This window comes from Pseudomonas sp. COW5 (assembly GCF_026240005.1).
In the GTDB taxonomy this organism is placed as follows: domain Bacteria; phylum Pseudomonadota; class Gammaproteobacteria; order Pseudomonadales; family Pseudomonadaceae; genus Aquipseudomonas; species Aquipseudomonas kribbensis.
This window is the reverse complement of sequence record NZ_JAPHVP010000001.1, coordinates 5376222-5400504: the sequence shown is the minus strand read 5'-3', so window position 1 is coordinate 5400504 and position 24283 is coordinate 5376222. Positions and strand designations below refer to the sequence as shown.

The following is a 24283-nucleotide window of genomic DNA, read 5'->3' as shown; positions in this document are numbered from 1 at the left end:
CCATTCAAATCACAAACCGCGCCACCATCGCATTCAAATCCACCGCCAGGCGCGACAGTTCGTGGGTCGCGGCGCTGGTCTGGTTGGCCCCGGCCGCCGATTGCGTGGCCAGATCACGGATATTCACCAGGTTGCGGTCAACCTCGCGGGACACCTGCGCCTGCTCTTCGGACGCGCTGGCGATCACCAGATTGCGCTCGTTGATCTGGTGAATCGATTGGGTGATCTGCTCCAGCGCGACGCCGGCGGCACGTGCCATTTCCAGGGTTGTCTGGGTACGCTGGTTGCTTTGCTGCATCGAATCGACCGCTTCACCGGTGCCGTTCTGGATGCCGGCGACCATTTTTTCGATTTCCTGGGTCGATTGCGCGGTGCGATGAGCCAGGGCACGCACCTCGTCCGCCACCACGGCAAAACCACGCCCGGCTTCACCGGCACGGGCCGCTTCAATGGCGGCGTTGAGCGCCAGCAAGTTGGTCTGTTCGGCGATGGCGCGGATTACGTCCAGCACCTTGCCGATGTCGCGGCCCTGTGCGGCGAGGCCTTCGATCATCTGTGCGGTGTTTTGCACGTCCTGGGTCATGGTCTGGATCGCGTCGACGGTTTTCACAACCTGATCGCGACCTTCACGGGCAGCGTGAGTCGATTGGTTGGAGGCTTCGGAGGTCGAAACTGCATTGCGCGCAACCTCTTCCACCGCCGCGGTCATTTCGTTGACGGCGGTGGCGGCTTGTTCGATTTCATCGTTCTGTTGTTGCAGGCCACGGGAGGCTTCTTCGGTCACGGCGCTGAGCTCTTCGGCAGCGGCGCCCAGTTGCGTGGCGGAACCGGCAATCTGCTCGATGGTCTTGCGCAGGTTGGTCTGCATCACTGCCAAGGCTTCGAGCAGACGCGCCGGTTCGTCCTTGCCGTCGACTTCGATGGTTTTGGTCAGGTTGCCGCCCGCAATGGTTTGTGCGGCGGCCACGGCACGGTTCAACGGGGTGACGATGCTGCGGGTCAGCATCAAGGCCAGCAGCACGGTAGCCACAGCGGCGATGACGGCCACAATGACCACACCGGTGATGGCGCTGTCGTAATGCTCACCGGCCTGGATCGAGGCGTCTTTGGCACCGGCGGCGTTGATCGCAATCAGCTTGTTGAGCTGCTCGCCCATCTGGTCGGTGCCGTCCTTGATCTTGGTGTTGATCAGGGTGCGCATGTCCTCGACCTTGTCCTGACGGGACAACTCCATCATCTGGTTTTGCGCTTGCAGATAGTTGTCCAGCGTCGTCGCGAAGGCCTGGTACTGTGCGCGCTCTTCACTCTCCGCCGGCAATGCGGCGTAGGCGGCCTGGGCACTGCGCACCTTGTCGACAAGTACGCCGATGCGGGTCTGTGCCTCCTGCAGGCCGGCGGCGTCACGGTTGACCAGAATGCGGAACGACAGAATGCGCAGGCGCAAGACGTTTTCCGTCACCACGCCAAGGTAAGCGACGCTGGGCAACTGATTGGTCTGCATCTCGACGGACGCTTGGCGGATGACCGACATGCGGTTGACGGCGAACACGCCGAGCACGATCACCAAGAAGGCAATAAAGGCAAAACCGAGGAAGGCACGGGGCGCGATATTCAGATTACGCAAGGACATAGGAAGGCTCTCGGAAAGTCGAAGCTAAGAGCATCCATGCCGTAATCACTGGCCCGCGAGGGCGGGCTTCAGTCCGGCGTCACTGTTTGTGGAAGTCTTGTGCGCGCCTGATCTTTATATCGGCCAGGCTTGAGGAATTTTGCAGGTAAAGCGCAAATATTTTTCAAATTATTGCGAGTGTTTCGCGATTGAAACACCCGGCGTTTTAGATGATGGGTGACAGGTCAGCCCGCAGTCGCCATGCGCCAGACGCGGGCAATGTCCGTGGCACGTTCGCGCAACAGACGCGGCGCTTCGGCGCAGGCTTGTTCCAGCGTCATCGGGCCGCTGGTGACGGCGAAAGCGGCGTCGATGCCGTGCTCGTAGAGCGCTTGATAGCCCTCGCCCAAGGTGCCGGCGATGACGATCACGGGGACGCCGTGTTGCTTGGCGATCCGCGCGACGCCGAACGGGGTTTTGCCGCGCAAGGTCTGCGCGTCGAAGCGCCCTTCGCCGGTGATCACCAGATCTGCGCCTTTCACTGCATCGGCCAGCCCGACCAATTCGGCGACCACTTCAACCCCGGCCTGGAACCGTGCGCCGAGAAATGCTTTGGCGGCAAAACCCAGTCCGCCCGCTGCACCGCTGCCCGGCTCGTCCCGAACATCCTTGCCCAGCGCTTGTGCGCAGAGTTCGGCAAAGTGACCGAGGGCTTGATCCAGTTGCTGCACTTGCGCAGGGGATGCGCCTTTCTGCGGGCCGAAGATTGCCGAGGCGCCGTGGGGGCCACACAGCGGATTGTTGACGTCGGCGGCGATGTCGAAACGCACTTGTGCCAGACGCGGGTCGAGTTCGCTGAGATCAAGTTTGGCGAGTTGCGCCAGCGCCAGACCACCCGGCACCAGTGATTGTCCTTGAGCGTCCAGCAGTTTCACGCCCAGCGCCTGCATCGCCCCGGCGCCGCCGTCATTGGTGGCACTGCCGCCGATGGCCAGAATCACCCGTTGTGCACCAGCGTCCAGCGCTGCACGGATCAACTCACCGGTGCCAAACGTGCTGCTGATGCACGCATCCCGCTGCCCCGGCGGCACCAGTTGCAGGCCGCTGGCCTCGGCCATTTCGATGATCGCAGTGTGGTTGTGCGGCAGCCAGCCCCACGCGGCTTCGACCGCCGCGCCCAACGGGCCGCGCACGCGAGTGCGGCGCAACTCGCCTTCACAGGCGTCGAGAATCGACTCCACCGTGCCTTCGCCACCGTCGGCCATCGGGCATTTGACCAGCGTCGCATGCGGCCAGACCTGCGCCAGGCCCAGCGCGATGGCTTCTGCAACGCCTTGGGCACTCAGGCTGTCCTTGAACGAATCGGGGGCGATGACGATTTTCATGCGAATTCTCCAGTTCCAATGCCCCTCATGCTGCCAGTCGCTTCAAACGTTGACGCCTGTCCGCTGCACAAGTTGGGTAGGCGTTTATTGTTCATTTCGACAAATCGTCAGTCTGCGGCAGCAATTGCACCCCGAGATACAACGCCAGCATCCCGTCGAGCTTCAGCGGATCGACCCCGCTCAACTCGGCAATCCGCTCCATCCGGTAGCGCAGGCTGTTGCGGTGAATTCCCAAGGCATCGGCGCAGGCCTGGCTCTGGCCGTCGTGATCGCACCAGCTGCGCAGGGTCGCGAGCAACTGGCCGTTGCTGTCCTTGGCGATCACTTTGCGCAGCGGTTTGAGCAGTTCATCCAGCGCATCATCGTTGCGATGGCGCCAGAGCATCACCGGCAAGCGATAGCGATTGAGGGTCAGCAGGCGTGAACGTGGCAGCACTTCGCGGCCATAGGCGAGCAAGTCGCCGACCCGGCGATAACAACGGCGCAACCCGGCCAGCCCATCGGCCTGCCCGCCGACCGCAATGCGCAGGATGTTCCAGCCCAGGCCATCGAGCTTTTCCAGCAGCCGATCATGCTCGACGCTCTGGCTCGCCGGCCGGCACCACAGCAGTGACGACTTGGCCGAACTCACGCACCAACTGTCCGGATAGCGCGACATCAGCCAGGCACTCAGCGCCTCGACGGTTTGCCCCGGCCCGTGTTCCAGGCCCAGTTCGAACAGATATGGCACCCGCGTCAGTTGCGGTTTCAACCCGAGCTGCTGGGCCTCGTCGACCAGCCTTGGCGAATCCCCCGCTTCGCTCAACAGCAGCGCCAGCAAGTCATCGCAGCGTTGCCGCCGCCACTGCTGCTCGGATTGCTGATTGCGCTGGCCAACGAGCATTTCAGCCGTCATGCGCACCAGTTCGGCGTAAGTGCGCAGTTGCTCCGGCTCGCCGGTAATGCCAAGTACGCCGATCAAACGCTGATCGAGCAGCAACGGCAGATTGATCCCCGGCTGCACGCCTTTCAAATGCACGGCGGTCTGCGCATCGATCTCCACCACCCGCCCGTTGGCCAGCACCAGTTGCGCGCCTTCGTGGCGGGTGTTGATCCGCTCCGGTTCGCCGCTGCCGAGGATCAGCCCCTGGCTGTCCATGACGTTGACGTTGTAGGGCAAAATGGCCATGGCCCGGTCGACGATGTCCTGGGCGAGGTCGTGATCGAGTTCGAACATAAGGGGAAAATCCTTGAAAACAGGCGCGGACGGTTGTTCACCCGCACAGGGTCTGCCGGCAAACCCTGTGCTCAGGCACAAAGACAATCCGGCCAAAGGTGACCGAGACTCTCAGGGCGATCAACGTTACCCTTTGCATCGCAAAAAATCATAATAAAGAGAGAGCCGCCATGTCGCAGAGCGCCGCTGCCGCCCAGACCATCGCTGACGATAAAAATGCCGTCTACAAACGCATCACCCTGCGTTTGATCCCCTTCATCTTCATCTGCTACCTGTTCAACTACCTCGACCGGGTCAACGTTGGATTCGCCAAACTGCAGATGCTCGACGCGCTGAAATTCAGCGAAACCGTGTACGGCCTCGGTGCCGGTATCTTCTTCATCGGCTACGTGCTGTGCGGCGTACCGAGCAACCTGGCGCTGACCAGATTCGGTCCACGGCGCTGGATCGCGCTGATGATGATCACCTGGGGCACGTTGTCGACCTGCCTGCTGTTCGTCACCACACCGACCCAGTTCTACACTCTGCGCCTGTTCACCGGTGCGGCTGAAGCCGGGTTCTTTCCGGGCGTTGTGCTGTATCTCTCGCAGTGGTTCCCGACCTTCCGCCGTGGGCGGATCATGGCGCTGTTCATGTCGGCGATCCCGGTGTCCGGCCTGCTCGGCAGCCCGTTTTCCGGCTGGATCCTCAATCACTTCGCCGCAGGTCAAGGCGGCCTCGCTGGCTGGCAGTGGATGTTCCTGCTGCAAGGCATTCCGACTGTAATCCTCGGCGCACTCGCCTACTTCCTGTTGAGCGACAACTTCGCCGCTGCCAAATGGCTGACCCCGCACGAGCGTTCGGTGCTGGAAGCGGATCAGGCCGAAGACCTGGCCAATAAACCGAAAACCACTTCCGATTCGCTGATCGCCGTATTCAAGAACCCGGCGATCTGGGCCTTCGGCCTGATCTACTTCTGCATCCAGAGCGGCGTGTACGCGATCAACTTCTGGCTGCCGTCGATCATCAAGAACCTCGGTTTCAGCGATAACCTGGTGATTGGCTGGTTGAGTGCGATTCCGTATCTGTTGGCCGCCGTGTTCATGCTGGTGGTCGGTCGTTCGGCGGATTTGCGTAAAGAACGCCGCTGGCATTTGGTGGTGCCGATGTTGATGGGCGCTGTCGGCCTGTTGATCGCGGTGAACTTCGCGGCGAATCCGGCGATTGCGATTCTCGGTTTGACTATCGCGACCATGGGCGCGCTGACCGGTTTGCCGATGTTCTGGCCAGTGCCGACGGCGATGTTGAGCGCGGGTGCTGCGGCGGGTGGTCTGGCGTTGATCAACTCCATGGGGCAGATGGCGGGGTTCTTGAGCCCTTACCTTGTGGGTTGGGTCAAGGACAGCACCGGTTCGACCGATGCGGCGCTGTATCTGCTGGCGGGGGTGATTGTTGGCGGGAGTCTGCTGGCGTTGCGGATGACGCGGACGTTGCGGGCCTGATTATCCGCAGACACACAAAAACGGCCCACTTCGGGCCGTTTTCGATTTCGGGTGTTCTGTTCCGCGCTCTTGGGGGAATACAGTCAAGAACTCCCCGGATCCCCGCGGCCCTAGAATGTGAAATTATCTACAACAATGGCGTTGTTGCGCGGAGTAACAATGTCACATCGGGATATATCTCTAGCATTAAAAACCATTGGATGTGCTATTGGGGAGTCATACGGCCCTGTCACTTGAAGAGGTAGTGTTTGAATCATATTTTGCAAACGGTCATAGAAGACGACCGATCCGCCTGAAAACAAAACTCGCGAGTAATAGAAGGCGATTGTGTTCGTCGGGACTGATAAATCACATCTGAAAACGCCCGTTGCGCCTCCGTTTGTCAGTAACACAGCCGCCCTCCCATCGATCTTGCCTGGAAGCAAAGGAACTTCATTGGCAGGCGTGGAATATACCCCCACGCCATGTGCCCCGGAAGTTACAGCTATCTTGAGTCCAGGCGTCGTAAGCAACTGTGGATAGATGGCGATGGGTACATTGTTAAAATCTTCACTTCTTGCAGGTACGACGGACTCCACAGTCAGAGTCCAGACGTCTGTCGCCGGCAAACTGGCATTTCCCCGTAGTTCAAAGCGATGAGGCCCTTGAGACAGGTTTACCAACTGCTGGACGAACGCACTGCTTTGATTGAACACACCACTGGCCACTACCGAACCGTTATCCGTGATCACAAATGGAACACCCGCCGGCCCACTTCCGCCGAACTCGACTCCAGTGGAGGGGGTTTTGGTGCCCGACGGGATCGGGGATCCGCCGGGATAAGTCGTGCAGTAAGTAAAGAACGGATTTTGGAATGAAACTCCCACCGCTCCGCTTCCGCTGATTTCGATTTCAGTGGTGGGGGGAATGACGCCAGGTGGGATCGGAAGTCCGTCGGAATACGGCGTGGAACCCGTAGAAAACGGTTTTTGGGTACTCAAGGGACGCTCCTTCGTTGATCGGGCCAATGCCGCGTGGGCTATGCCATCAAACGTCAATTGCCGAGCGCCCCACTACTGTCAACTTTGACAGTAGCGACAAGCGGTCATGATTGATTCACCCTTTTTTCTACATAGAAAAACGGCCCGCAGGCCGTTTCTTTTTCAACGCATCAGACAGCCGAACCCGCCGCCACCTCCAGATTATCCAGCACCCGATTTACCGCCAGTTCCGCCAGCATGATCAGTTGCCCGATGCCCAGCAGTACATGCCGCTGCGGCGCATCGATCATCCCGGCGAAATCGCTGGCCATGGTTTTGGCGGAGGTCAGGGTTTCGCAGGCGTCGGCCAGCAGCTCTTCGCTCGGGATGCCGGGGGCGATGAGGTAGCGGGTGTTGGGTTTGAGCAGCGGTTTTCTGGGGAGCAGCGGATTGAGGTAGTGATCGAGGGCGCGTTCGGCGGCTTCGTGGAATTTCTTGGAGTCGAGGGTTTCGTAGGGGGACGTTGAATCGGCTTCGGGTGGGTTGGGTGTTGGTTTGATCATGGTGAAACTCCTAAGGCACTTATATGGAGCCACCACTCTCGCTACCAAACGATGGTGGTGGCCAGACGCAGGTTGGTAGACCGGGCCTTAGGAGAAACGGCGCACCCGGAGGTGCCCTGCGAATGACCACCATAAAACAGAGACAAAAGACTCCACAAAATGGAGCACTCTGCATTTAAAGACCCGGGCTACCAAACCCGATCGCTGTTCTTTTCAGCGACGAGATAACGATAAAACCCGGCCTGTAAGCGCACAAGCCGGCGGATTCTGGCGCAGTCGTAGGCAACGGCGCAAGGTTGTGTAGCCTGGGGTGCGTGTCTGGAAGTGTCCTTTAAACGCATGGCTTAAACACTGCGGCGTCGATGAGAACCTACCCCCTCACCCCAACCCTCTCCCCCAGGGGGGCGAGGGGGAAAGGGAGCCGATCTCGGTGCTTTTCAAAATCGAAGTTCGACTCGATATTTCAGGTCGAAGTACTTCGTGAGAACACCTCGGTCAGTCCCCTCTCCCTCCGGGAGAGGGTTAGGGTGAGGGCGCTCTTGATTTTAAGTGCCCGATTTCGCATCCAGCTCCAAAACCAATCCCCCCGGCATCTGCACAAAAATCTGCCAGATCCCGTCCTCCGGCACCTGCGCCACCTGATGCGGCAACCCACTGCCCTGCACCCGCTTCAAAATCACCGCTGCATCTTCATCGGTACGAAACGCAATATGACTCAACGCCGACTCATCCAGCGCGGGCTGCTCAATCACATGCACAAGCGCCTGCCCATCCTGATACAACCACCGCCCGGGAAACGGAAACGGCGGACGACGTCCCGGTTTCAGTCCCAATAACGCATCGAAAGTGTCTTGCAGCGTCTGCCCGTCAGCGGTGTTGAAGGCCAGATGATCAAATGTCCACGTCATGTCTGTCTCCTGCGGTTATTCAGGATTTCAGTATCCGCGCTTGCCAATCCCGGAAAAATCCCGCAAAACGCCAAGGATCTTTAAAGGATTTTTACCAATGAGCTCGATTCTGGATCTTGAGATCTTCGTCCGCACCGCCGACTCCGGCAGCATCTCCGCCGCCGCCCGGGCGCTAGAGCTGACGCCGGCCGCCGCCAGCATCGCGTTGAAACGCCTGGAAACCCGCCTCGGCATCCGCCTCTTCGCCCGCTCGACCCGCAGCATGCGTCTGACCGAAGAAGGCCGGCGATATCTGGAAAGTGTGCGTCTGGCGTTGGCCACCCTGGCCGAGGGCGAACAAGCGCTGAAGCAGCAGACCGAAGGCCTGAGCGGCGTGCTGCAACTGGCGGCGCCGTCGGACTTCGGGCGCAATGTGTTGCTGCCGTGGCTGGACGACTTCAAGCGCGAGCACCCGAACATTCAGCTGCAATTGTTGCTGAACGACCGACATGCGGATCTGTTTCGCGAGACGGTGGACGTGGCGTTGCGCTTTGGCGTGCCGAGTGATTCGACGCTGGTGGCGTTGCCGATTCTGCCTGAGCATCGTCGCGTGGCCTGCGCCAGCCCTGCGTATCTGGAGCGTCACGGCACACCGCAAAACCCCGCCGATTTGAGCGAGCACAGCGCCCTGCTCTACCTGCGCAATGGCCGGCCTTACAACACCTGGCGCTTCCATCGCGAAGACGAAACGGTCGAGGTCGAAGTACGCGGCGATTACCTCAGCGACGACGGCGAAGTCGCCCGCCGCTGGGCGCTGGCCGGGCACGGTATCGCCTATAAAGCCTGGCTCGACGTGGCTGAAGACGTGCGCGCCGGGCGGCTGGTGACGCTGTTCGATGACTGGCACGGCGAGAGCGTGCCGTTCAACCTGCTGTGCCCGCACCGGGTGCAGGTGTCGGAACGGGTCAAGGTGTTGCAGGCGTTTTTGCGCGAGCGCTGCGAGGCATTGCGCCGATAAATTCACTTTGCCGCGCCGGATGCTTCTGGTATTTGATGGAAGCTTTCCCACCGACAAAAGGATTTCGGCATGAGCTATCGCACACTGGGTCACTCGGGGTTGCAGGTGTCCACCCTCACCCTCGGCACGATGATGTTCGGCGAGCAGACCAGCGCGGAAGATTCGCTGCGCATCATCGACAAGGCCTGGGATCAGGGCATCAACTTCATCGATACCGCCGACGTCTACACCAATGGCCGTTCGGAAGAGATCGTCGGCGAAGCCATCGCCCGTCATCGCCATGAGTGGGTGCTGGCAACCAAGGTCGGATTCGGCCCGGTGGATGGCGTGCCGAACCGCAGCGGTCTGAGTCGCAAGCATGTCTTCAACGGTCTGGAGGCCAGCCTGACCCGGCTCGGCACCGACTACCTCGACATCTATTACCTGCACCGCGAAGACCACAACACCCCGCTGGAAGTGACGATCTCGGCGATTGGCGATCTGATTCGCCAGGGCAAGATCCGTTATTGGGGCCTGTCGAACTATCGCGGCTGGCGGATTGCCGAGGTGATTCGCGTGGCGGACAAACTCGGGGTTGATCGCCCGGTGATCAGCCAGCCGCTGTACAACATCGTCAACCGTCAGGCCGAGACCGAACAGATCACCGCCGCCCAGACTTACGGCCTCGGCGTGGTGCCTTACAGCCCGCTGGCCCGTGGCGTGCTCAGCGGCAAGTACGCACCGGACGTGACCCCGGACGCCAACAGCCGTGCAGGGCGTCAGGACAAACGGATTCTGGAGACTGAATGGCGGGTGGAGTCGTTGCGCATTGCCCAGCAGATTCAGCAATACACCAAGGAGCGTGGAGTCGGGATTGTCGAGTTTGCGATTGCCTGGGTGCTGAACAACGGCGCGGTGACGTCGGCGATTGTCGGGCCGCGTACGGAAGAACAGTGGGACGCGTACACCAAGGCGCAGGCGGTGAAGATTACGGCGGAGGATGAGGCGTTTATCGACTCGCTGGTGACGCCGGGGCATGCGTCTACGCCGGGGTTTAATGATGTGAGCCATTTTGTGTCGGGTCGGAAACTGCGCCAGGCGTGAGATCGCCCCCTCACGCTAGCCCTCTCCCGGAGGGAGAGGGAACCGATTGGGGAATATTGAAGCTAAGCTTTTGCCTGAAGGTTTCGTGGTGAATCCATAATCGACTGGCCTTTTCAGGTCGACGGATTTCTTGAGACACCTCGGTCGGCTCCCTCTCCCTCCGGGAGAGGGCTGGGGTGAGGGAGCTTTTGATTGTTGGAAATATTGATCACTCGGCCAATATTCAGCACAAAAACCACGTATCCTGCGCGCCCCGTTTGACCATCACCCCCGCGAGGACAGTTTGTCTAAAGGTATCGCTCTCTCGGTAACAGCCTCGACGCTGTTTGCCGTCATGTATTACTACACCTCGTTGCTCACCCCGTTGAGCGGCGTGGAAATCTACGGTTGGCGAATGCTGCTGACCGTGCCCTGCATGACCGTGTTCATGTTGTTGTCCGGCGAATGGCGGCGGGTGCTGGAGCTGCTGCGCCGGATCCCTGCGCTGCCGAAGCTGATCGGTGGCCTGATCCTCTCGTCAGCGCTACTCGGCGTGCAGTTGTGGCTGTTCATGTGGGCGCCGCTCAATGGCTACAGCCTCGATGTATCGCTGGGTTACTTCCTGTTGCCGCTGGCCATGGTGCTGACAGGGCGTATTGCTTATGGCGAAAGTCTGTCGTACCTGCAGAAAATCGCGGTGTTCTTTGCCAGCCTCGGCGTGTTGAACGAGTTGTATCAGGTCGGCGGGTTTTCCTGGGCGACGCTGGTGGTGGTCGTCGGTTACCCGTTGTATTTCGTGCTGCGCAAATACCTCAAGACCGACAACCTCGGCGGCTTGTGGGTCGACATGACGCTGATGCTGCCGGTGGCGTACTGGTTTGTGCGCGGCGGTGAACAGGGTTTCGGTGTGTTCGATCAGTATCCGGCGCTGGCGTGGCTGATTCCGCTGCTCGGTCTGATCAGTGCGTCGGCGCTGGTGGTGTACATCATCGCCAGCCGCTTGCTGCCGTTCAGCCTGTTTGGTTTGTTGAGTTACGTAGAGCCAGTGTTGCTGCTGGGTGTGGCGCTGCTGCTGGGCGAGAGCATCAAGCCTGGCGAATGGCTGACCTACATCCCGATCTGGCTCGCGGTGGTGGTGCTGGTGTTTGAAGGGTTCAAGCATCTGATGCGCCAGCGGCGCCCGTAAGACGCGCAATAAAAAAGCCCGGCCTGCACAATTAATTGCAGGCCGGGCTTTTTTACATCTGATGCGGATTACTCGGTGGCGAGTACGCCACGACGCACCTGGTCACGCTCGATCGATTCGAACAGTGCCTTGAAGTTGCCCTCGCCGAAACCATCGTCGCCTTTACGCTGGATGAATTCGAAGAACACCGGGCCCATCAGGGTTTCCGAGAAGATCTGCAGCAGCAGACGCTTGTCGTCTTTGTCCGATGCGCCATCAAGCAGGATGCCGCGCGATTGCAGTTGATCCACCGGCTCGCCGTGGTTCGGCAGGCGGCCTTCGAGCATTTCGTAGTAGGTGTCCGGCGGCGCGGTCATGAAGCGCATGCCGATCGTCTTCAACTGATCCCAGGTCTTGATCAGGTCGTCAGTCAGGAAGGCAACGTGCTGGATGCCTTCGCCGTTGAACTGCATCAGGAACTCTTCGATCTGCCCGGCGCCCTTCGACGATTCTTCGTTGAGCGGGATGCGGATCATGCCGTCCGGCGCGGTCATCGCTTTCGAGGTCAGGCCGGTATATTCGCCCTTGATGTCGAAGTAGCGGATCTCGCGGAAGTTGAACAGCGTTTCGTAGAACTTGGCCCAGTAGGCCATGCGGCCGCGATACACGTTGTGGGTCAGGTGATCGATGATCTTCAGGCCGGCACCGACCGGGTTACGGTCAACGCCTTCGATGAACACGAAGTCGATGTCATAGATCGAGCTGCCTTCGCCGAAACGGTCGATCAGGTACAGCGGCGCGCCGCCGATGCCTTTGATCGCCGGCAGGTTCAGTTCCATCGGGCCGGTTTCGATGTGGATCGGCTGGGCGCCGAGTTCCAGCGCACGGTTGTAGGCCTTCTGCGAATCCTTGACCCGGAACGCCATGCCGCACACCGACGGGCCGTGTTCAGCCGCGAAGTACGAAGCAACGCTGTGGGGTTCGTTGTTGAGGATCAGGTTGATCGCGCCCTGACGATACAGGTGCACGTTCTTGGAACGGTGGGTCGCGACCTTGGTGAAGCCCATGATCTCGAAGATCGGCTCCAGGGTGCCAGGTGTCGGCGATGCGAACTCGATGAACTCGAAGCCCATCAGGCCCATTGGGTTTTCGTATAAATCTGCCATGGTTGGCGCCTCATCATTCTTATCAATTAACCAGAGTTATTTGTCAGTAATGCTGAGACCGGTGGGTGGCGCACAGGAGATGCCACGCACACTGCGGGCGAGAAAGTCACCGTAGATCAGTTGAAACCCGAATATCTTCATTGTCGACCCAAGGCTCTTGCGGGCGAGGCTTCTGCTGCCAGAAGACGATTATTATTGTATGCGTAACCCGATTCTACACAGCGTAAATAGGGTTGTCTGCCCTCTCTATAAAATCCGCTTTTTTCGGCCCGGTGCAAGGGGTTTGTTACACAGCCAGATGCCCACCAGAATCAGCACGCCACCCAGGCACATGGGCAGCGTCAGTTGCTCGCCCAGCAGGATGGCCCCGGCCAGCACGGCGGTCAGCGGGTTAAGCGCAATGAACACGCCGGAGCGGGTCGCGCCGATCTTGCGGATGCCGTCGTAGTAACCGATATAGGCCAGCGCCGAGCCCAACACCCCGAGGTAGGTCAGACTCAGCCATTGCGTCATCCCGAGATTGGCCACCGCCGCCCCGCTCACTTCGCCGCGAACGGCGGCCAGCGCCCAAAGCATCAGCGTGCCGAGCAGTATCGAAAAGGTCACCGTCTGCAACGGGCCGATGCTCTGGTTGAGGCGGCGGGAAAACAACGAATACACACCCCAGCTCAACACGCAGCCGAAAATCAGCAGATCGCCGATCCAGGCATCTGGTGTCGCAGCCAGCAGTTGCGGATTACGGCTGACGATCACCACACCGGCGCCGCCGATGCAGATCAGGATTCCGATGACTTTCAATCGACTCAGACGCTCCTTGAACAGCAGCCAGGATGCCAGGCCGATCACCGCCGGATTCAACGCAACAATCAGAGAAGCCCTCGACGCATTGATGTATTGCAAGCCGTAAAAGAAGCACAGGTTGTAAAAGAAAATCCCGAAGAACCCCAGCAATGCCAGTTGCAGCCATTGCCCCGCATTCGGCCTTGCGAGGGGAATTCGCGCCAGCCACAGAAAACCGAGCAACGCGACGCTGGCCAGCAAGAACCGGAGGCTGGCGGCGAGGATCGGACTCAGGCTGCCGGCGAGAAATCGCCCGGCCACCCAGGTCCCGCCCCAGATCATGCTGACCATGGCGAGGTTCACATAGACGGGCATGTCCGAGGCCACCGGACGGATTGATACATGACTATTCATAACGCGCTCGACGACGAAACTGACGGATGCCGTATCATTCGAATAATTGTCGATCATCGTAAAATGAGCTTTTACTCATGACTTTGACCCAGCTCGAAATCTTCTCTCTGGTGGCCGAACTGCGCGGCTTCACCCTCGCCGCCCATCGTCTGGGGATTTCCCAGTCAGCGGTGTCCCATGCCTTGAAGTCACTGGAGCAGGAACTGGGTGTCGAATTGTTTCGCCGAAATCAGTCGCAAGTGGAACTCAGCGACATTGGCGGGCAATTGCTGCTGCGCGCACGGGCGATGCTCGGGCTGGCCAACACATTGCGCCAGGAAGCCGCCGACGCGCGCGGGTTGAAAAGCGGCACCTTGCGTATCGGCTCGTTCGGCCCGACTTCATCGATCAGGTTGCTGCCGCGGATCCTCCAGCATTTCCGCCAGGCGCACCCGGGCATCGAGGTTCACATCGACGAAGGGCCGGACCGGCAGGTGCTCCAGTGGCTTGATGAGCGGCGGATCGACATCGGTTTCGTGGTATTGCCCGAAGAACGCTTCGATACGTTCGCCCTGATGGAAGACCAGATGGTCGCCCTGCTCCCGCTCGACCATCCTCTGGCCTCGCAGGTGGAACTGAGCCTGAAAGACCTGTGCAGCGACCCGTTTGTACTCACCGAAGCCGGCTCTTCGGAGCTGGTATCGCGACTGTTCAACGCGGCAAGGCTGAGCCCGAATACCCGCTACCGCTGCTCGCAACTGCTGAGCACCCTCGACACCGTGAGCCGGGGCGACGCCATCACCCTCGTTGCCGAAGGTTCGCTGCCCGACGAGCCAAACCCGCAATACGTGAAGCGGCCACTGTCGCCCGCCGTGGTGCGCCACATCGGCCTGGCCGTGCTGGATCAGCGCCAGGCATCACCCGCCACTCTGGCTTTCATCAAACTGGCGACTGCACTGGATTACCGCTGAGCGGCGCAAGCGCCAACGGCCATCTATCATGGGCACAGACCCAACGCTTTCCAGAAGGTGCATCCTTGCCCCGCCTGCCGTCGAGAGCCCCACACCACCGCAACAGGATGCGCCCATGCCTCTGACCGCCAGGCCCCGCCGCAAACGCAGCACCCGAATCATCGTGACGCTGCTGTGCGGTTTGCTGCCGATCATCATCGGCACGGTCATTCTGCATATGCAGGCCGAGCGCACGCTGGAGCAGAGCTCCCGGCAAACCGCCGAGGAAGCCTTGCGCCAGTTCGACCTGATGCTCGACAACACCGCGCAGTCCGCCCGGGAATTGCTGCCGCTGGCGGGCCAGACCTGCGAGGACGTCAAACTGGCCCTGCGCGAACAAGTCACCCGCCGCCCGTTCGTGCGTTCGACCAATCTGGTGTGGGACAACAACCTCTATTGCAGTTCGTTGTTCGGCGACTTCAAGGAAGCCGTCAATCCGGGGGACTACACCCAAGGCAAGTTATGGCTCATGAACGGCAACCCGGTTACGCCTGATACGGCGCTGCTGGTGTATCGACTGAGCGAGGGCCGGGGCGGTGCGCTGACGACGCTGGACGGCTACCACCTGAGCAATATCCTGCGCCTGATCGGCCGGCAGACATTGTTATTGCTGCAGGTCGGCAATAACTGGCTTTCGGCCGACGGCAAAGTGCATCAAGGCCCCCTCCCCGAGTTGCCGGTAGCCCAGAGCACGTTGAACTCTCCGCACTATGCCTACACGGTGAGCGCCGGTTTCCCTGAAGATGAAACCTGGAACTACATGAGCGACGAATACCCGCCGCTGTTCAGCCTGTTGATTTTCTTTGGGGCGGTGTCGGGGGCAATCGGTTATATCGTGCAGAACCGCGCAACATCCCCCAGTCACGAAATGCTGCGCGCGCTGGAAGCCGGAGAGTTCATTCCCTACTTCCAACCGGTGGTCTACGGCGACAGCAAACGCTGGTCGGGCTGCGAGGTGCTGATGCGCTGGAATCATCCCAAGGAAGGCCTGGTGCGCCCGGACCTGTTCATACCGTTCGCAGAACATTCCGGGCTGATCGTACCGATGACCCGTTCATTGATGCAGCAGACCGCCGTGGTGCTCGGGCCGCTGTCGGCTTCCTTCGAGGCCCCCTTCCACATCGGTATCAACATTACGGCCAGTCACTGCCACGATCTCGAGTTGCTGGAAGACTGCCGCGAGTTTCTGGCGGCATTCGCTCCCGGCAGCATCAGCCTGGTCCTGGAGTTGACGGAGCGCGAGTTGATCGAGCCCACCGACATCACCCATCAGCTGTTTGCACAACTGCGCGCCATGGGTGTGAAGATCGCCATCGACGACTTCGGCACCGGTCATTCGAGCCTGGGCTATTTGAGAACATTCAATGTCGACTTCCTGAAGATCGACCAGACATTCGTCGCCATGATTGATAAGGACGCCCTGTCCCGACACATTCTGGACAGCATCATCGAACTCTCCGCCAAACTGGATCTGGGCATTGTGGCCGAAGGCGTGGAAACACAGGCCCAGGCCGATTATCTGGCCGCCCATCACGTCAACTTTCTGCAAGGCTATCTGTTTGGCAAACCGATGCCGGCCCCAGACTTCATCGATGCATTAACTCACCATTAACTAAACGCGATAAAACCGAGGGGCTCAGACCGTTCGCACCAAATTGATACAAGACATCGCTGTTTTTACATAAAGAAAACGTCAGGATTTACTCTTGACGCATTAACTACTACAATTTTTCTTACCTGTTGCTAGATTGGCAGGTGAGCCACTATCACCGAGTCGCTTCAAGGCTCTTGGCTTATAGCTTTGTTTGCGGTTGGTATCAGCCAAACACACTATTGGAGTAAAGATATTGTCCAGACTCGCTGAATTTCGTGCAGCTGAAAAGGCCCTTCAGGAACAGCTCAAGCAGCTGGAATCGCTGAAGAACGATGCCGGGCTCAAGAAAGAAATCGAATTCGAAGAAAAGCTCCAGGGGCTGATGAAAACCTACGGCAAAGGCCTGAAAGACATCATCGCCATCCTCGATCCGAACCCGGCCAAATCCGGTCTGCAACTGACCGCAGCACCTAAGACCCGCCGCGCCCGCGTGGTCAAGGTCTATCAGAACCCGCACACCGGCGAGCTGATCGAGACCAAGGGTGGCAACCATCGCGGCCTGAAGGCCTGGAAGGAACAATACGGTGCAGCCACCGTTGATTCCTGGTTGCGCGGTTAATCCTCCGCAAACATAAAAGCCCTGCAGATGCAGGGCTTTTTTTTGGACAATATCTAACAAATGCAACAATTTCCCGTCTCGAAAGTTCACAGCCAAACAGCCTCTTGCACTGGAACTATGCTTCCGGATGTTGCGTCTTCGCAGGGCGAGCAACTTTGTATTTAATCACTTCAGGTATCTAACGGGCTGCGGATCACCGAACAGCTGACTAAAATTTCAAGCTGTTTCTTGCCGCCACTATTTCATCGGCGCTGGCCTTGTAAACCTCGGCTTGCCCGGCATACGAAAGTACATAGGCCTTGTCTGCCTCAACTGCAGCAACCAATGTTTGTGACAGCACATGACGACCGTTTTCGGTGACGGTACAAGTGGTCTCGAGCGCCGCGAGTGAGCCAAGTGTGCTCGAATGAACCTTGTTACAGACACTCTGATAACCGCCCTGGAAAAAGTCCTTCTGCACCGACTTGCGCATCTCCAGCAACACGCCTTGCAGATTGACCTGATGACCCGTTTCCACACGCGTCATCGTCAACTCCATCACCATCACCTGATTGCCATCGGCATCGGTCTTCACCGCCCGCTGACGGGAAACTTCCGGCGTGGTTTCGGGCAGCGCTTCGACTTGCCAACCCGCAGGCCAGGTAATGCTCGGCGCATCAGCGCAGGCCGAAGCGGCGATGAGGGACAAGCCGAAGAAAACGAACAGCGATTTGAACGGTCGGATCATTACCAGAGGCACTCGCGGATTGAACCGTAAAGTCTGAGGCTCGCCCGCTTGCAGGGCAAGCCCGCGCTTTCGGTTTGGCGATGCCGCAAGGCATGCGTATCATTGCGCCCATTCACTCGCCCCAATTTGTTACGGAGGGCCCATGAGCCTGCAAGAACTGAACACCTTCCCTGGCGTCACCGCCACCCCGGACAGCGCAACCCGCAACTTCGTGTTCAACCACACCATGCTGCGCGTCAAAGACATCACCAAGTCGCTGGACTTCTACACCCGCGTGCTGGGTTTCTCGCTGGTTGAAAAACGCGATTTCCCGGAAGCGGAATTCAGCCTGTACTTCCTCGCCCTGGTCGACAAGTCGCAGATCCCGGCCGATGCCGCTGCGCGCACCGAGTGGATGAAGTCGATTCCCGGCATCCTTGAACTGACCCACAACCACGGCACCGAAAACGACGCCGATTTCGCCTACCACAACGGTAACACCGACCCGCGCGGTTTCGGCCACATCTGCATTTCGGTTCCTGACATCGTCGCGGCTTGCGCACGCTTTGAAGAACTGGGCTGCGACTTCCAGAAACGCCTGACCGATGGCCGCATGAAAAGCCTGGCTTTCATCAAGGACCCGGATGGCTACTGGGTCGAGATCATTCAGCCGGCGCCGCTGTAAACGCTGAAAAGAAAAAAACCCCATCATCGCTGATGGGGTTTTTCTTTTTTCGGTCCGGGATTTACGCCGGAGCCGAAGTACGGATCAGGTGATCGAAAGCGCTGAGGGAAGCCTTGGCGCCCTCGCCCACCGCAATCACGATCTGCTTGTACGGCACAGTAGTCACGTCACCGGCAGCGAAGATACCCGGGATCGAAGTTTCACCACGGTTGTCGACAATGATCTCGCCGCGCGGCGACAGCTCGATGGTGCCTTTGAGCCAATCGGTGTTGGGTAGCAGACCGATCTGCACGAAGATCCCTTCCAGCTCGACCGTGCGCAGCTCGTCAGTGTTGCGATCCTTGTAACGCAGGCCGTTGACCTTCTGCCCGTCGCCGGTGACTTCAGTGGTCAACGCACTGGTGATCACGGTTACGTTCGGCAGGCTGTGCAGCTTGCGTTGCAATACGGCGTCGGCACGCAGCTGCACATCAAATTCCAGCAGCGTTACGTGGGACACGATACCCGCCAGGTCGATGGCCGCTTCGACGCCGGAGTTGCCGCCGCCAATCACCGCCACACGCTTGCCTTTGAACAGCGGACCGTCGCAGTGCGGGCAGTAAGCCACGCCCTTGTTGCGGTATTCCTGTTCGCCCGGCACGTTCATTTCTCGCCACCGTGCGCCGGTCGCCAGAATCACGCTCTTGGCCTTGAGGGTCGCGCCGCTGGCGAAGTGGACTTCATGCAACTCGCCGTTTTTGCCCGGGATCAGCTTGTCGGCGCGTTGCAGGTTCATGATGTCGACGTCGTACTGTTTGACGTGTTCTTCCAGCGCGGTTGCCAGCTTCGGGCCTTCGGTTTCCTGCACGGAAATGAAGTTCTCGATAGCCATGGTGTCCAGCACCTGACCGCCGAAACGCTCAGCCGCAACGCCAGTGCGAATGCCTTTACGTGCTGCATAAATAGCTGCCGAACCACCGGCCGGGCCACCGCCGACCACCAGTACATCGAAAGACTCTTTGGCGCTGATTTTCTCGGCCTGACGCTCGATGGCACCGGTGTCGAGCTTGGCGAGGATTTCTTCCAGGCCCATGCGGCCCTGACCGAAGTTTTCTCCGTTCAGGTAAATGCTCGGCACGGCCATGATCTTGCGATCGTTGACTTCGTCCTGGAACAGCGCGCCGTCGATGGCGACGTGGCGGATGTTCGGGTTCAGCACGGCCATCAGGTTCAGCGCCTGAACCACGTCAGGGCAGTTCTGGCAGGACAGCGAGAAGTAAGTCTCGAAGTTGAACTCGCCCTTGAGCGAGCGGATCTGTTCGATCACTTCGACACTGGCCTTCGAAGGGTGGCCACCGACTTGCAGCAGGGCCAGCACCAGCGAAGTGAATTCATGGCCCATCGGGATGCCGGCGAAACGCAGGCTGATGTCGGCACCCGGGCGGTTGATCGAGAACGACGGTTTGCGCGCATCGTCGCCGCTGTCGATCAAAGTAATCTGGTGCGAAAGACTGGCAACGTCTTTCAGCAAGTCGAGCATTTCACGGGATTTCGCACCGTCGTCGAGTGAGGCAACGATCTCGATCGGCTGGGTGACCCGTTCTAGGTACGATTTCAACTGGGCTTTAAGATTGGCGTCCAACATACGGGCGATCTCCTGACTTTATTTGAGGCGAAAAAAAGCCCGAGCGAATCTCGCCCGGGCTTTTCTAGTGGGCGGTGCAGCTTACTGAGGTAGGTGCGGAGTCCCGCCCTGTGTTGCGTGTCTCACAGACTCAGATCTTGCCGACCAGGTCCAGGGACGGAGCCAGAGTGGCCTCGCCTTCTTTCCACTTGGCCGGGCAAACTTCGCCTGGGTGAGCAGCAACGTACTGAGCAGCCTTGATTTTGCGCAGCAGCTCGGAAGCGTCACGGCCAACGCCGCCATCGTTCAGTTCAACGATTTTGATCTGGCCTTCAGGGTTGATCACGAAGGTGCCACGGTCTGCCAGGCCAGCTTCTTCGATCAGCACGTCGAAGTTGCGGGAGATGACGTGGGTCGGGTCGCCAATCATGGTGTATTCGATTTTGCCGATGGCTGGCGAAGTGTTGTGCCAGGCAGCGTGGGCAAAGTGGGTGTCAGTCGAAACGCTGTAGATCTCTACGCCCAGTTTCTGGAAGGCAGCATAGTTGTCGGCCAGGTCTTCCAGCTCGGTTGGGCAAACGAAGGTGAAGTCGGCCGGGTAGAAGAACACTACGGACCATTTGCCTTTCAGGTCAGCGTCCGAGACTTGTACGAAGTCGCCGTTTTTGAACGCGGTAGCTTTGAACGGTTTTACTTGGCTGTTGATGATAGGCATTGATGACTCTCCGTCAGGGTTGTGAATTCGATGGGTGAATCCTACCCACTCACTCGACGGATGGCTCATTGGCAAACCTGATGCTGCTGATTTGTTTTCGCTATTAGCTGACTGTATTAATAGAAGAAAACGATATCTACGACGACAACGGCTTATCCGTAATCCGGGCCATCCCGTGAAAGGGGCTCGCTTCAACATAGCGCATCGCGGACTTCATATCCTTCCAGCCCACGTAACTCATCAGCGACTTGAGATCCCAGCCGCTTTGATGGGCCCAGGTGGCAAAGCCACGCCGCAACGAATGGCTTGTGTAGCGCTCGGCGGCTATCCCGCCGCGCTCCAGGGCCTGACGCAGCAACGGAATCACACTGTTGGCGTGCAACCCCTCCTCGCTCAGATTGCCCCAGCGGTCGACAGCACGAAACACCGGGCCGCGTACGAGCGCAGCTTCAGTGATCCAGTCGATGTAGGCCTGCACCGGGCAGAGTTTCAGCAACGCCGGGGCCTGATAGGTCTGACCGAGGTTCTCCCGGTCACCCTTGCTGCGCGGCAGGTACAGGGTGATGCCACTGCCGGCGTGGGCCTGGACATGCTCGATCTGCACCCGGCACAACTCGTCACTGCGAAAGCCGCGCCAGAACCCGAGAAGAATCAGCGCCCGGTCACGACAGGCTCTGAGCAGCAACGGCCGGTCCTGTTTTTCCCGGGCAACTTTCATTTCCTGCTCAAGCCAGGCAACGGCCTGTTCAAGGTCCTGCAACTGTAACGGCTCGGCCTGTTTTTCCTGCGCGGGGTGCAGCGCACGGATGCCCTTGAACACTTTGCGCACCACCGGCGTCTTGGTCGGGTCGGCGAACCCTTGACTGTTATGCCACTGCGCCAGTGCCGACAGGCGCAGCTTCAGCGTATTGACCGACAGCACGCCCGCGTGAGCCACCAGATACCGCGCAACGCTGTCCGCCGTCGCGGGCAGAAACCCGCCCCATACCGTTTCGAAATGCTCGACGGCCGCGCGGTAACTGCGGCGGGTGTTGTCACGGGTGGCGGCTTGCAGATAGCGATCCAGATCGCTCATGGGCTGTTTTCTCGCAGATGTACTGATTTGAAGATTGAAAAGCGGATTCTGGCGCTTCACATTGGGTAATACCAGTATATCCCGCCCGTTTATCTTGAAACATTTAACTTTATTTTCAGCGTGGTACACTGCGTACCTTGGTGGCATGTACCACAGTACGTAATCGTAGGAGCACATATGGCCCGTGGCGGCGTTAACAAAGCAGTAGTCCAGATCGCGCGCTCAGCGATCCTCGCCCGTGGCGAACACCCAAGCATCGACGCAGTACGCATCGAGCTAGGGAATACCGGATCAAAAACCACGATTCATCGCTATCTGAAGGAGCTGGATGACGGCAGCGCACCGGCGGATCCTTCGGCCGAACCCATCGATGACGAGCTCCTGGCACTCGTCACGCGCCTCGCACAACGCCTGAAAGAACAGGCACAGGAGCCGATCGATCAGGCGCGCGAACAGTACGAGCAACAACGCCAAGCGCTGGAAACGGAGCTGAATCAGCTTCGTCAGGACCATGCGCAGCTGGAGAAGAAGCACGACATCCAGAGCGCAGCGCTAGCGAAAGAATCCGAAGCCTTGAGCGACACCCGCTCGATGCTGCAAACCGAACAGACACGCAATGCCGGCCTGAATCAGGCGCTGGCAGATTTCGAATTGCGCTTGCAAGACAAGGACGAGCAGATCCGCTCGCTGGAAGAAAAACACCTGCATGCCCGAGACGCGCTTGAGCACTACCGTAATGCCGTCAAGGAACAGCGCGAACAGGAACAGAGCCGTCACGAAAGTCAGGTTCAACAATTGCAGATGGAGTTGCGTCAGGCGCAGCAAAGTGCGCTGGTTCGTCAGGACGAAATCACTCAATTGCACCGTGACAACGAACGCCTGCTGACCGAAAACCGTGGCACGCTGCGTGAACTTAGCCTGCTGCAGGATCAGCTCAAGCACAGCAATCAGCGTCAGGATCAATTGCTGGAGCAAGCAACGCGCGTCGACAGCGAGCGCACCCTCCTCCAGGAACGCTTGCGCGTGGCGCTGCTGGAAAGTCAGACACTCAAGCAGAACGTCGACGAGCAGTCGCAGCTCAATCAGTCATTGGAGAAGGAATTGACCAAGGCGCAAGACAGCCTGCGCCTGGCCACCACCGTTGCGGCAGCGCCAGACGCAGCAGAACCGAAAAAGACTTAATCTCCGACCGGCGTACGCATGGTGACAAACTCTTCGGCCGCCGTCGGGTGCACCCCGATGGTGTCGTCGAAGTCACGCTTGGTGGCGCCAGCCTTCAGCGCGATGGCCAGGCCCTGTACGATCTCGCCGGCATCCGGCCCGACCATGTGGCAGCCCAGCACCTTGTCGGTTTTGCCATCAACCACCAGCTTCATCAGCGTGCGCTCCTGGCATTCGGTCAGGGTCAGCTTCATCGGACGGAAGCGGCTTTCGAAGATCACCACATCGTGACCCGCTTCACGCGCTTCTTCTTCGGTCAATCCGACGGTGCCGATGTTCGGCAGACTGAACACAGCCGTCGGGATCATCTTGTAATCCACCGGTCGGTATTGCTCCGGCTTGAACAGGCGTCGCGCCACCGCCATGCCTTCAGCCAGCGCCACCGGCGTCAGTTGAACGCGGCCAATGACATCGCCCAGCGCGAGAATTGACGGCGCGGTGGTCTGGTATTGCTCATCAACCTTGATGAAACCTTTGTCGTCGAGCTGCACGTCGGTATTTTCCAGCCCGAGATTGTCCAGCATCGGGCGCCGGCCAGTGGCGTAGAACACGCAATCCGCTTCCAGTACGCGACCATCCTTGAGGGTTGCCTTCAGACTGCCATCGGCTTGCTTTTCGATCCGCTCGATATCGGCATTGAACTGCAGATCCATGCCGCGCTTGGTCAGCTCTTCCTGCAGGTGTTTGCGCACCGAGCCGTCGAAGCCGCGCAGGAACAGATCACCGCGATACAGCAACGTGGTATCCGCACCCAGGCCATGGAAGATGCCGGCAAATTCGACGGCGATGTAACCGCCGCCGACGACCAGGACACGCTTCGGCAGTTCCTTGAGGAAGAACGCCTGATTGGAGCTGATGGCATGCTCATGCCCCGGAATTTCCGGAATCTGCGGCCAGCCGCCCGTGGCGATCAGAATGTTTTTTGCAGTGAAACGCTCACCGTTGACCTCGACTTCATGCGGGCCAACGATTTTCGCGTGCGCTTCGTGCAGGGTCACGCCACTGTTGACCAGCAGATTGCGATAAATGCCGTTAAGGCGATTGATCTCGCGATCCTTGTTGGCGATCAGGGTCGCCCAATCAAAGTCCGCTTCGCCCAGGCTCCAGCCGAAACCGGACGACTGTTCAAAGTCTTCGGCAAAATGCGCACCGTACACCAGCAGCTTCTTCGGCACGCAGCCGACATTGACGCAGGTGCCACCCAGATATCGGCTCTCGGCCACCGCCACTTTCGCACCGAAACCGGCAGCAAAACGCGCAGCCCGTACACCGCCGGAACCGGCACCAATCACATAAAGGTCAAAATCGTAGGCCATTTCTTTCTCCTCGGCAGGCGATCAGCATACCCGCCGTCGTCCTTTGGGCAAGCAC

Annotated in this window: 22 protein-coding genes; 9 read left to right on the top strand and 13 right to left on the bottom strand. The window is 59.2% G+C overall.

All coding sequences use genetic code 11. The annotated features are described in order from the left end of the window. Positions 1 to 4 precede the first annotated feature (4 nt). From OQ248_RS24680 to OQ248_RS24670, 3 genes are all read right to left on the bottom strand, one after another. Positions 5 to 1630 carry a methyl-accepting chemotaxis protein gene (locus tag OQ248_RS24680; protein ID WP_265814358.1) on the bottom strand — a complete coding sequence of 542 codons (1626 nt, stop codon included), beginning with the start codon at positions 1628 to 1630 and terminating at the stop codon, positions 5 to 7. 224 nt (positions 1631 to 1854) lie between these two features. Continuing rightward, entirely contained in the window at positions 1855 to 2994 is a 1140-nt protein-coding gene (locus OQ248_RS24675) for a glycerate kinase (protein ID WP_265814357.1), read from the bottom strand. Positions 2995 to 3085: 91 nt separating this feature from the next. Further along, positions 3086 to 4210, bottom strand: a complete 1125-nt coding sequence (locus OQ248_RS24670) for a sugar diacid recognition domain-containing protein (RefSeq protein ID WP_265814356.1) — start codon at positions 4208 to 4210, stop codon at positions 3086 to 3088. A gap of 170 nt (positions 4211 to 4380) precedes the next feature. On the opposite strand from OQ248_RS24670, the gene OQ248_RS24665 reads away from it, so the two are divergent. Next, positions 4381 to 5691 carry an MFS transporter gene (locus OQ248_RS24665; RefSeq protein ID WP_085710014.1) on the top strand — a complete coding sequence of 437 codons (1311 nt, stop codon included), beginning with the start codon at positions 4381 to 4383 and terminating at the stop codon, positions 5689 to 5691. Positions 5692 to 5801: 110 nt separating this feature from the next. Here the strand turns inward: OQ248_RS24665 and OQ248_RS24660 are convergent, their stop codons facing one another. The 3 genes from OQ248_RS24660 to OQ248_RS24650 form a co-directional block, all read right to left on the bottom strand. Then, positions 5802 to 6671, bottom strand: coding sequence for a hypothetical protein (locus tag OQ248_RS24660; protein WP_265814355.1), 870 nt, complete (start codon positions 6669 to 6671; stop codon positions 5802 to 5804). A gap of 170 nt (positions 6672 to 6841) precedes the next feature. Next, positions 6842 to 7213 (bottom strand): DUF6124 family protein, encoded by a 372-nt coding sequence (locus OQ248_RS24655; RefSeq protein WP_265814354.1) that lies wholly within the window; start codon positions 7211 to 7213, stop codon positions 6842 to 6844. A gap of 545 nt (positions 7214 to 7758) precedes the next feature. Beyond that, positions 7759 to 8121: a hypothetical protein gene (locus tag OQ248_RS24650; protein WP_265814353.1), complete on the bottom strand. Its 363-nt coding sequence runs from the start codon at positions 8119 to 8121 to the stop codon at positions 7759 to 7761. 97 nt (positions 8122 to 8218) lie between these two features. Between OQ248_RS24650 and OQ248_RS24645 the strand changes: the two genes are divergently transcribed. The 3 genes from OQ248_RS24645 to rarD all read left to right on the top strand — a co-directional run bounded on the left by OQ248_RS24645 (position 8219) and on the right by rarD (position 11366). Next, positions 8219 to 9118, top strand: a complete 900-nt coding sequence (locus OQ248_RS24645) for a LysR family transcriptional regulator (RefSeq protein WP_265814352.1) — start codon at positions 8219 to 8221, stop codon at positions 9116 to 9118. Positions 9119 to 9187: 69 nt separating this feature from the next. Further along, entirely contained in the window at positions 9188 to 10201 is a 1014-nt protein-coding gene (locus OQ248_RS24640) for an aldo/keto reductase (protein WP_265814351.1), read from the top strand. A gap of 283 nt (positions 10202 to 10484) precedes the next feature. Beyond that, positions 10485 to 11366, top strand: a complete 882-nt coding sequence (gene rarD, locus OQ248_RS24635) for an EamA family transporter RarD (RefSeq protein WP_085710020.1) — start codon at positions 10485 to 10487, stop codon at positions 11364 to 11366. A 68-nt stretch (positions 11367 to 11434) separates the two neighbouring features. On the opposite strand, the gene hppD is transcribed toward rarD, so the two are convergent. Continuing rightward, positions 11435 to 12511, bottom strand: a complete 1077-nt coding sequence (gene hppD / locus OQ248_RS24630; protein WP_265814350.1) for a 4-hydroxyphenylpyruvate dioxygenase — start codon at positions 12509 to 12511, stop codon at positions 11435 to 11437. A 246-nt stretch (positions 12512 to 12757) separates the two neighbouring features. Beyond that, a complete protein-coding gene (locus OQ248_RS24625) occupies positions 12758 to 13705 on the bottom strand; it encodes a DMT family transporter (protein WP_265814349.1) in 948 nt (315 codons plus the stop codon). A 77-nt stretch (positions 13706 to 13782) separates the two neighbouring features. Here OQ248_RS24625 and OQ248_RS24620 point away from each other — a divergent pair, with 77 nt between their 5' ends. The 3 genes from OQ248_RS24620 (at position 13783) to OQ248_RS24610 (ending at position 16907) form a co-directional block, all read left to right on the top strand. After that, the gene (locus OQ248_RS24620) at positions 13783 to 14655 is read left to right on the top strand and encodes a LysR family transcriptional regulator (RefSeq protein ID WP_265814348.1); all 873 of its coding nucleotides are present in this window, start codon (positions 13783 to 13785) and stop codon (positions 14653 to 14655) included. 115 nt (positions 14656 to 14770) lie between these two features. After that, positions 14771 to 16306 carry an EAL domain-containing protein gene (locus OQ248_RS24615; RefSeq protein ID WP_265814347.1) on the top strand — a complete coding sequence of 512 codons (1536 nt, stop codon included), beginning with the start codon at positions 14771 to 14773 and terminating at the stop codon, positions 16304 to 16306. A gap of 235 nt (positions 16307 to 16541) precedes the next feature. After that, positions 16542 to 16907, top strand: a complete 366-nt coding sequence (locus OQ248_RS24610; RefSeq protein ID WP_064381416.1) for a histone-like nucleoid-structuring protein, MvaT/MvaU family — start codon at positions 16542 to 16544, stop codon at positions 16905 to 16907. A 208-nt stretch (positions 16908 to 17115) separates the two neighbouring features. On the opposite strand, the gene OQ248_RS24605 is transcribed toward OQ248_RS24610, so the two are convergent. Then, positions 17116 to 17634, bottom strand: coding sequence for a DUF4946 domain-containing protein (locus OQ248_RS24605; RefSeq protein WP_134827065.1), 519 nt, complete (start codon positions 17632 to 17634; stop codon positions 17116 to 17118). Positions 17635 to 17776: 142 nt separating this feature from the next. On the opposite strand from OQ248_RS24605, the gene gloA reads away from it, so the two are divergent. Next, on the top strand, positions 17777 to 18298 hold the full coding sequence (gloA, locus tag OQ248_RS24600; protein ID WP_065260490.1) for a lactoylglutathione lyase: 522 nt from the start codon (positions 17777 to 17779) through the stop codon (positions 18296 to 18298). Positions 18299 to 18359: 61 nt separating this feature from the next. On the opposite strand, the gene ahpF is transcribed toward gloA, so the two are convergent. From ahpF to OQ248_RS24585, 3 genes are all read right to left on the bottom strand, one after another. Next, positions 18360 to 19922 (bottom strand): alkyl hydroperoxide reductase subunit F, encoded by a 1563-nt coding sequence (gene ahpF, locus OQ248_RS24595; protein ID WP_265814346.1) that lies wholly within the window; start codon positions 19920 to 19922, stop codon positions 18360 to 18362. A 130-nt stretch (positions 19923 to 20052) separates the two neighbouring features. After that, complete coding sequence (ahpC, locus tag OQ248_RS24590; protein WP_003224621.1) at positions 20053 to 20616, bottom strand: alkyl hydroperoxide reductase subunit C; 564 nt, start codon at positions 20614 to 20616, stop codon at positions 20053 to 20055. A 136-nt stretch (positions 20617 to 20752) separates the two neighbouring features. Further along, a complete protein-coding gene (locus OQ248_RS24585; RefSeq protein ID WP_265814345.1) occupies positions 20753 to 21691 on the bottom strand; it encodes a site-specific integrase in 939 nt (312 codons plus the stop codon). Between the two features lie 177 nt (positions 21692 to 21868). Between OQ248_RS24585 and OQ248_RS24580 the strand changes: the two genes are divergently transcribed. Then, positions 21869 to 22873: a DNA-binding protein gene (locus OQ248_RS24580; RefSeq protein ID WP_265814344.1), complete on the top strand. Its 1005-nt coding sequence runs from the start codon at positions 21869 to 21871 to the stop codon at positions 22871 to 22873. On the opposite strand, the gene gorA is transcribed toward OQ248_RS24580, so the two are convergent. After that, positions 22870 to 24228, bottom strand: a complete 1359-nt coding sequence (gorA, locus tag OQ248_RS24575) for a glutathione-disulfide reductase (RefSeq protein WP_265814343.1) — start codon at positions 24226 to 24228, stop codon at positions 22870 to 22872. The two genes, OQ248_RS24580 and gorA, sit on opposite strands and share 4 nt — an antisense overlap. Positions 24229 to 24283 lie beyond the last annotated feature (55 nt).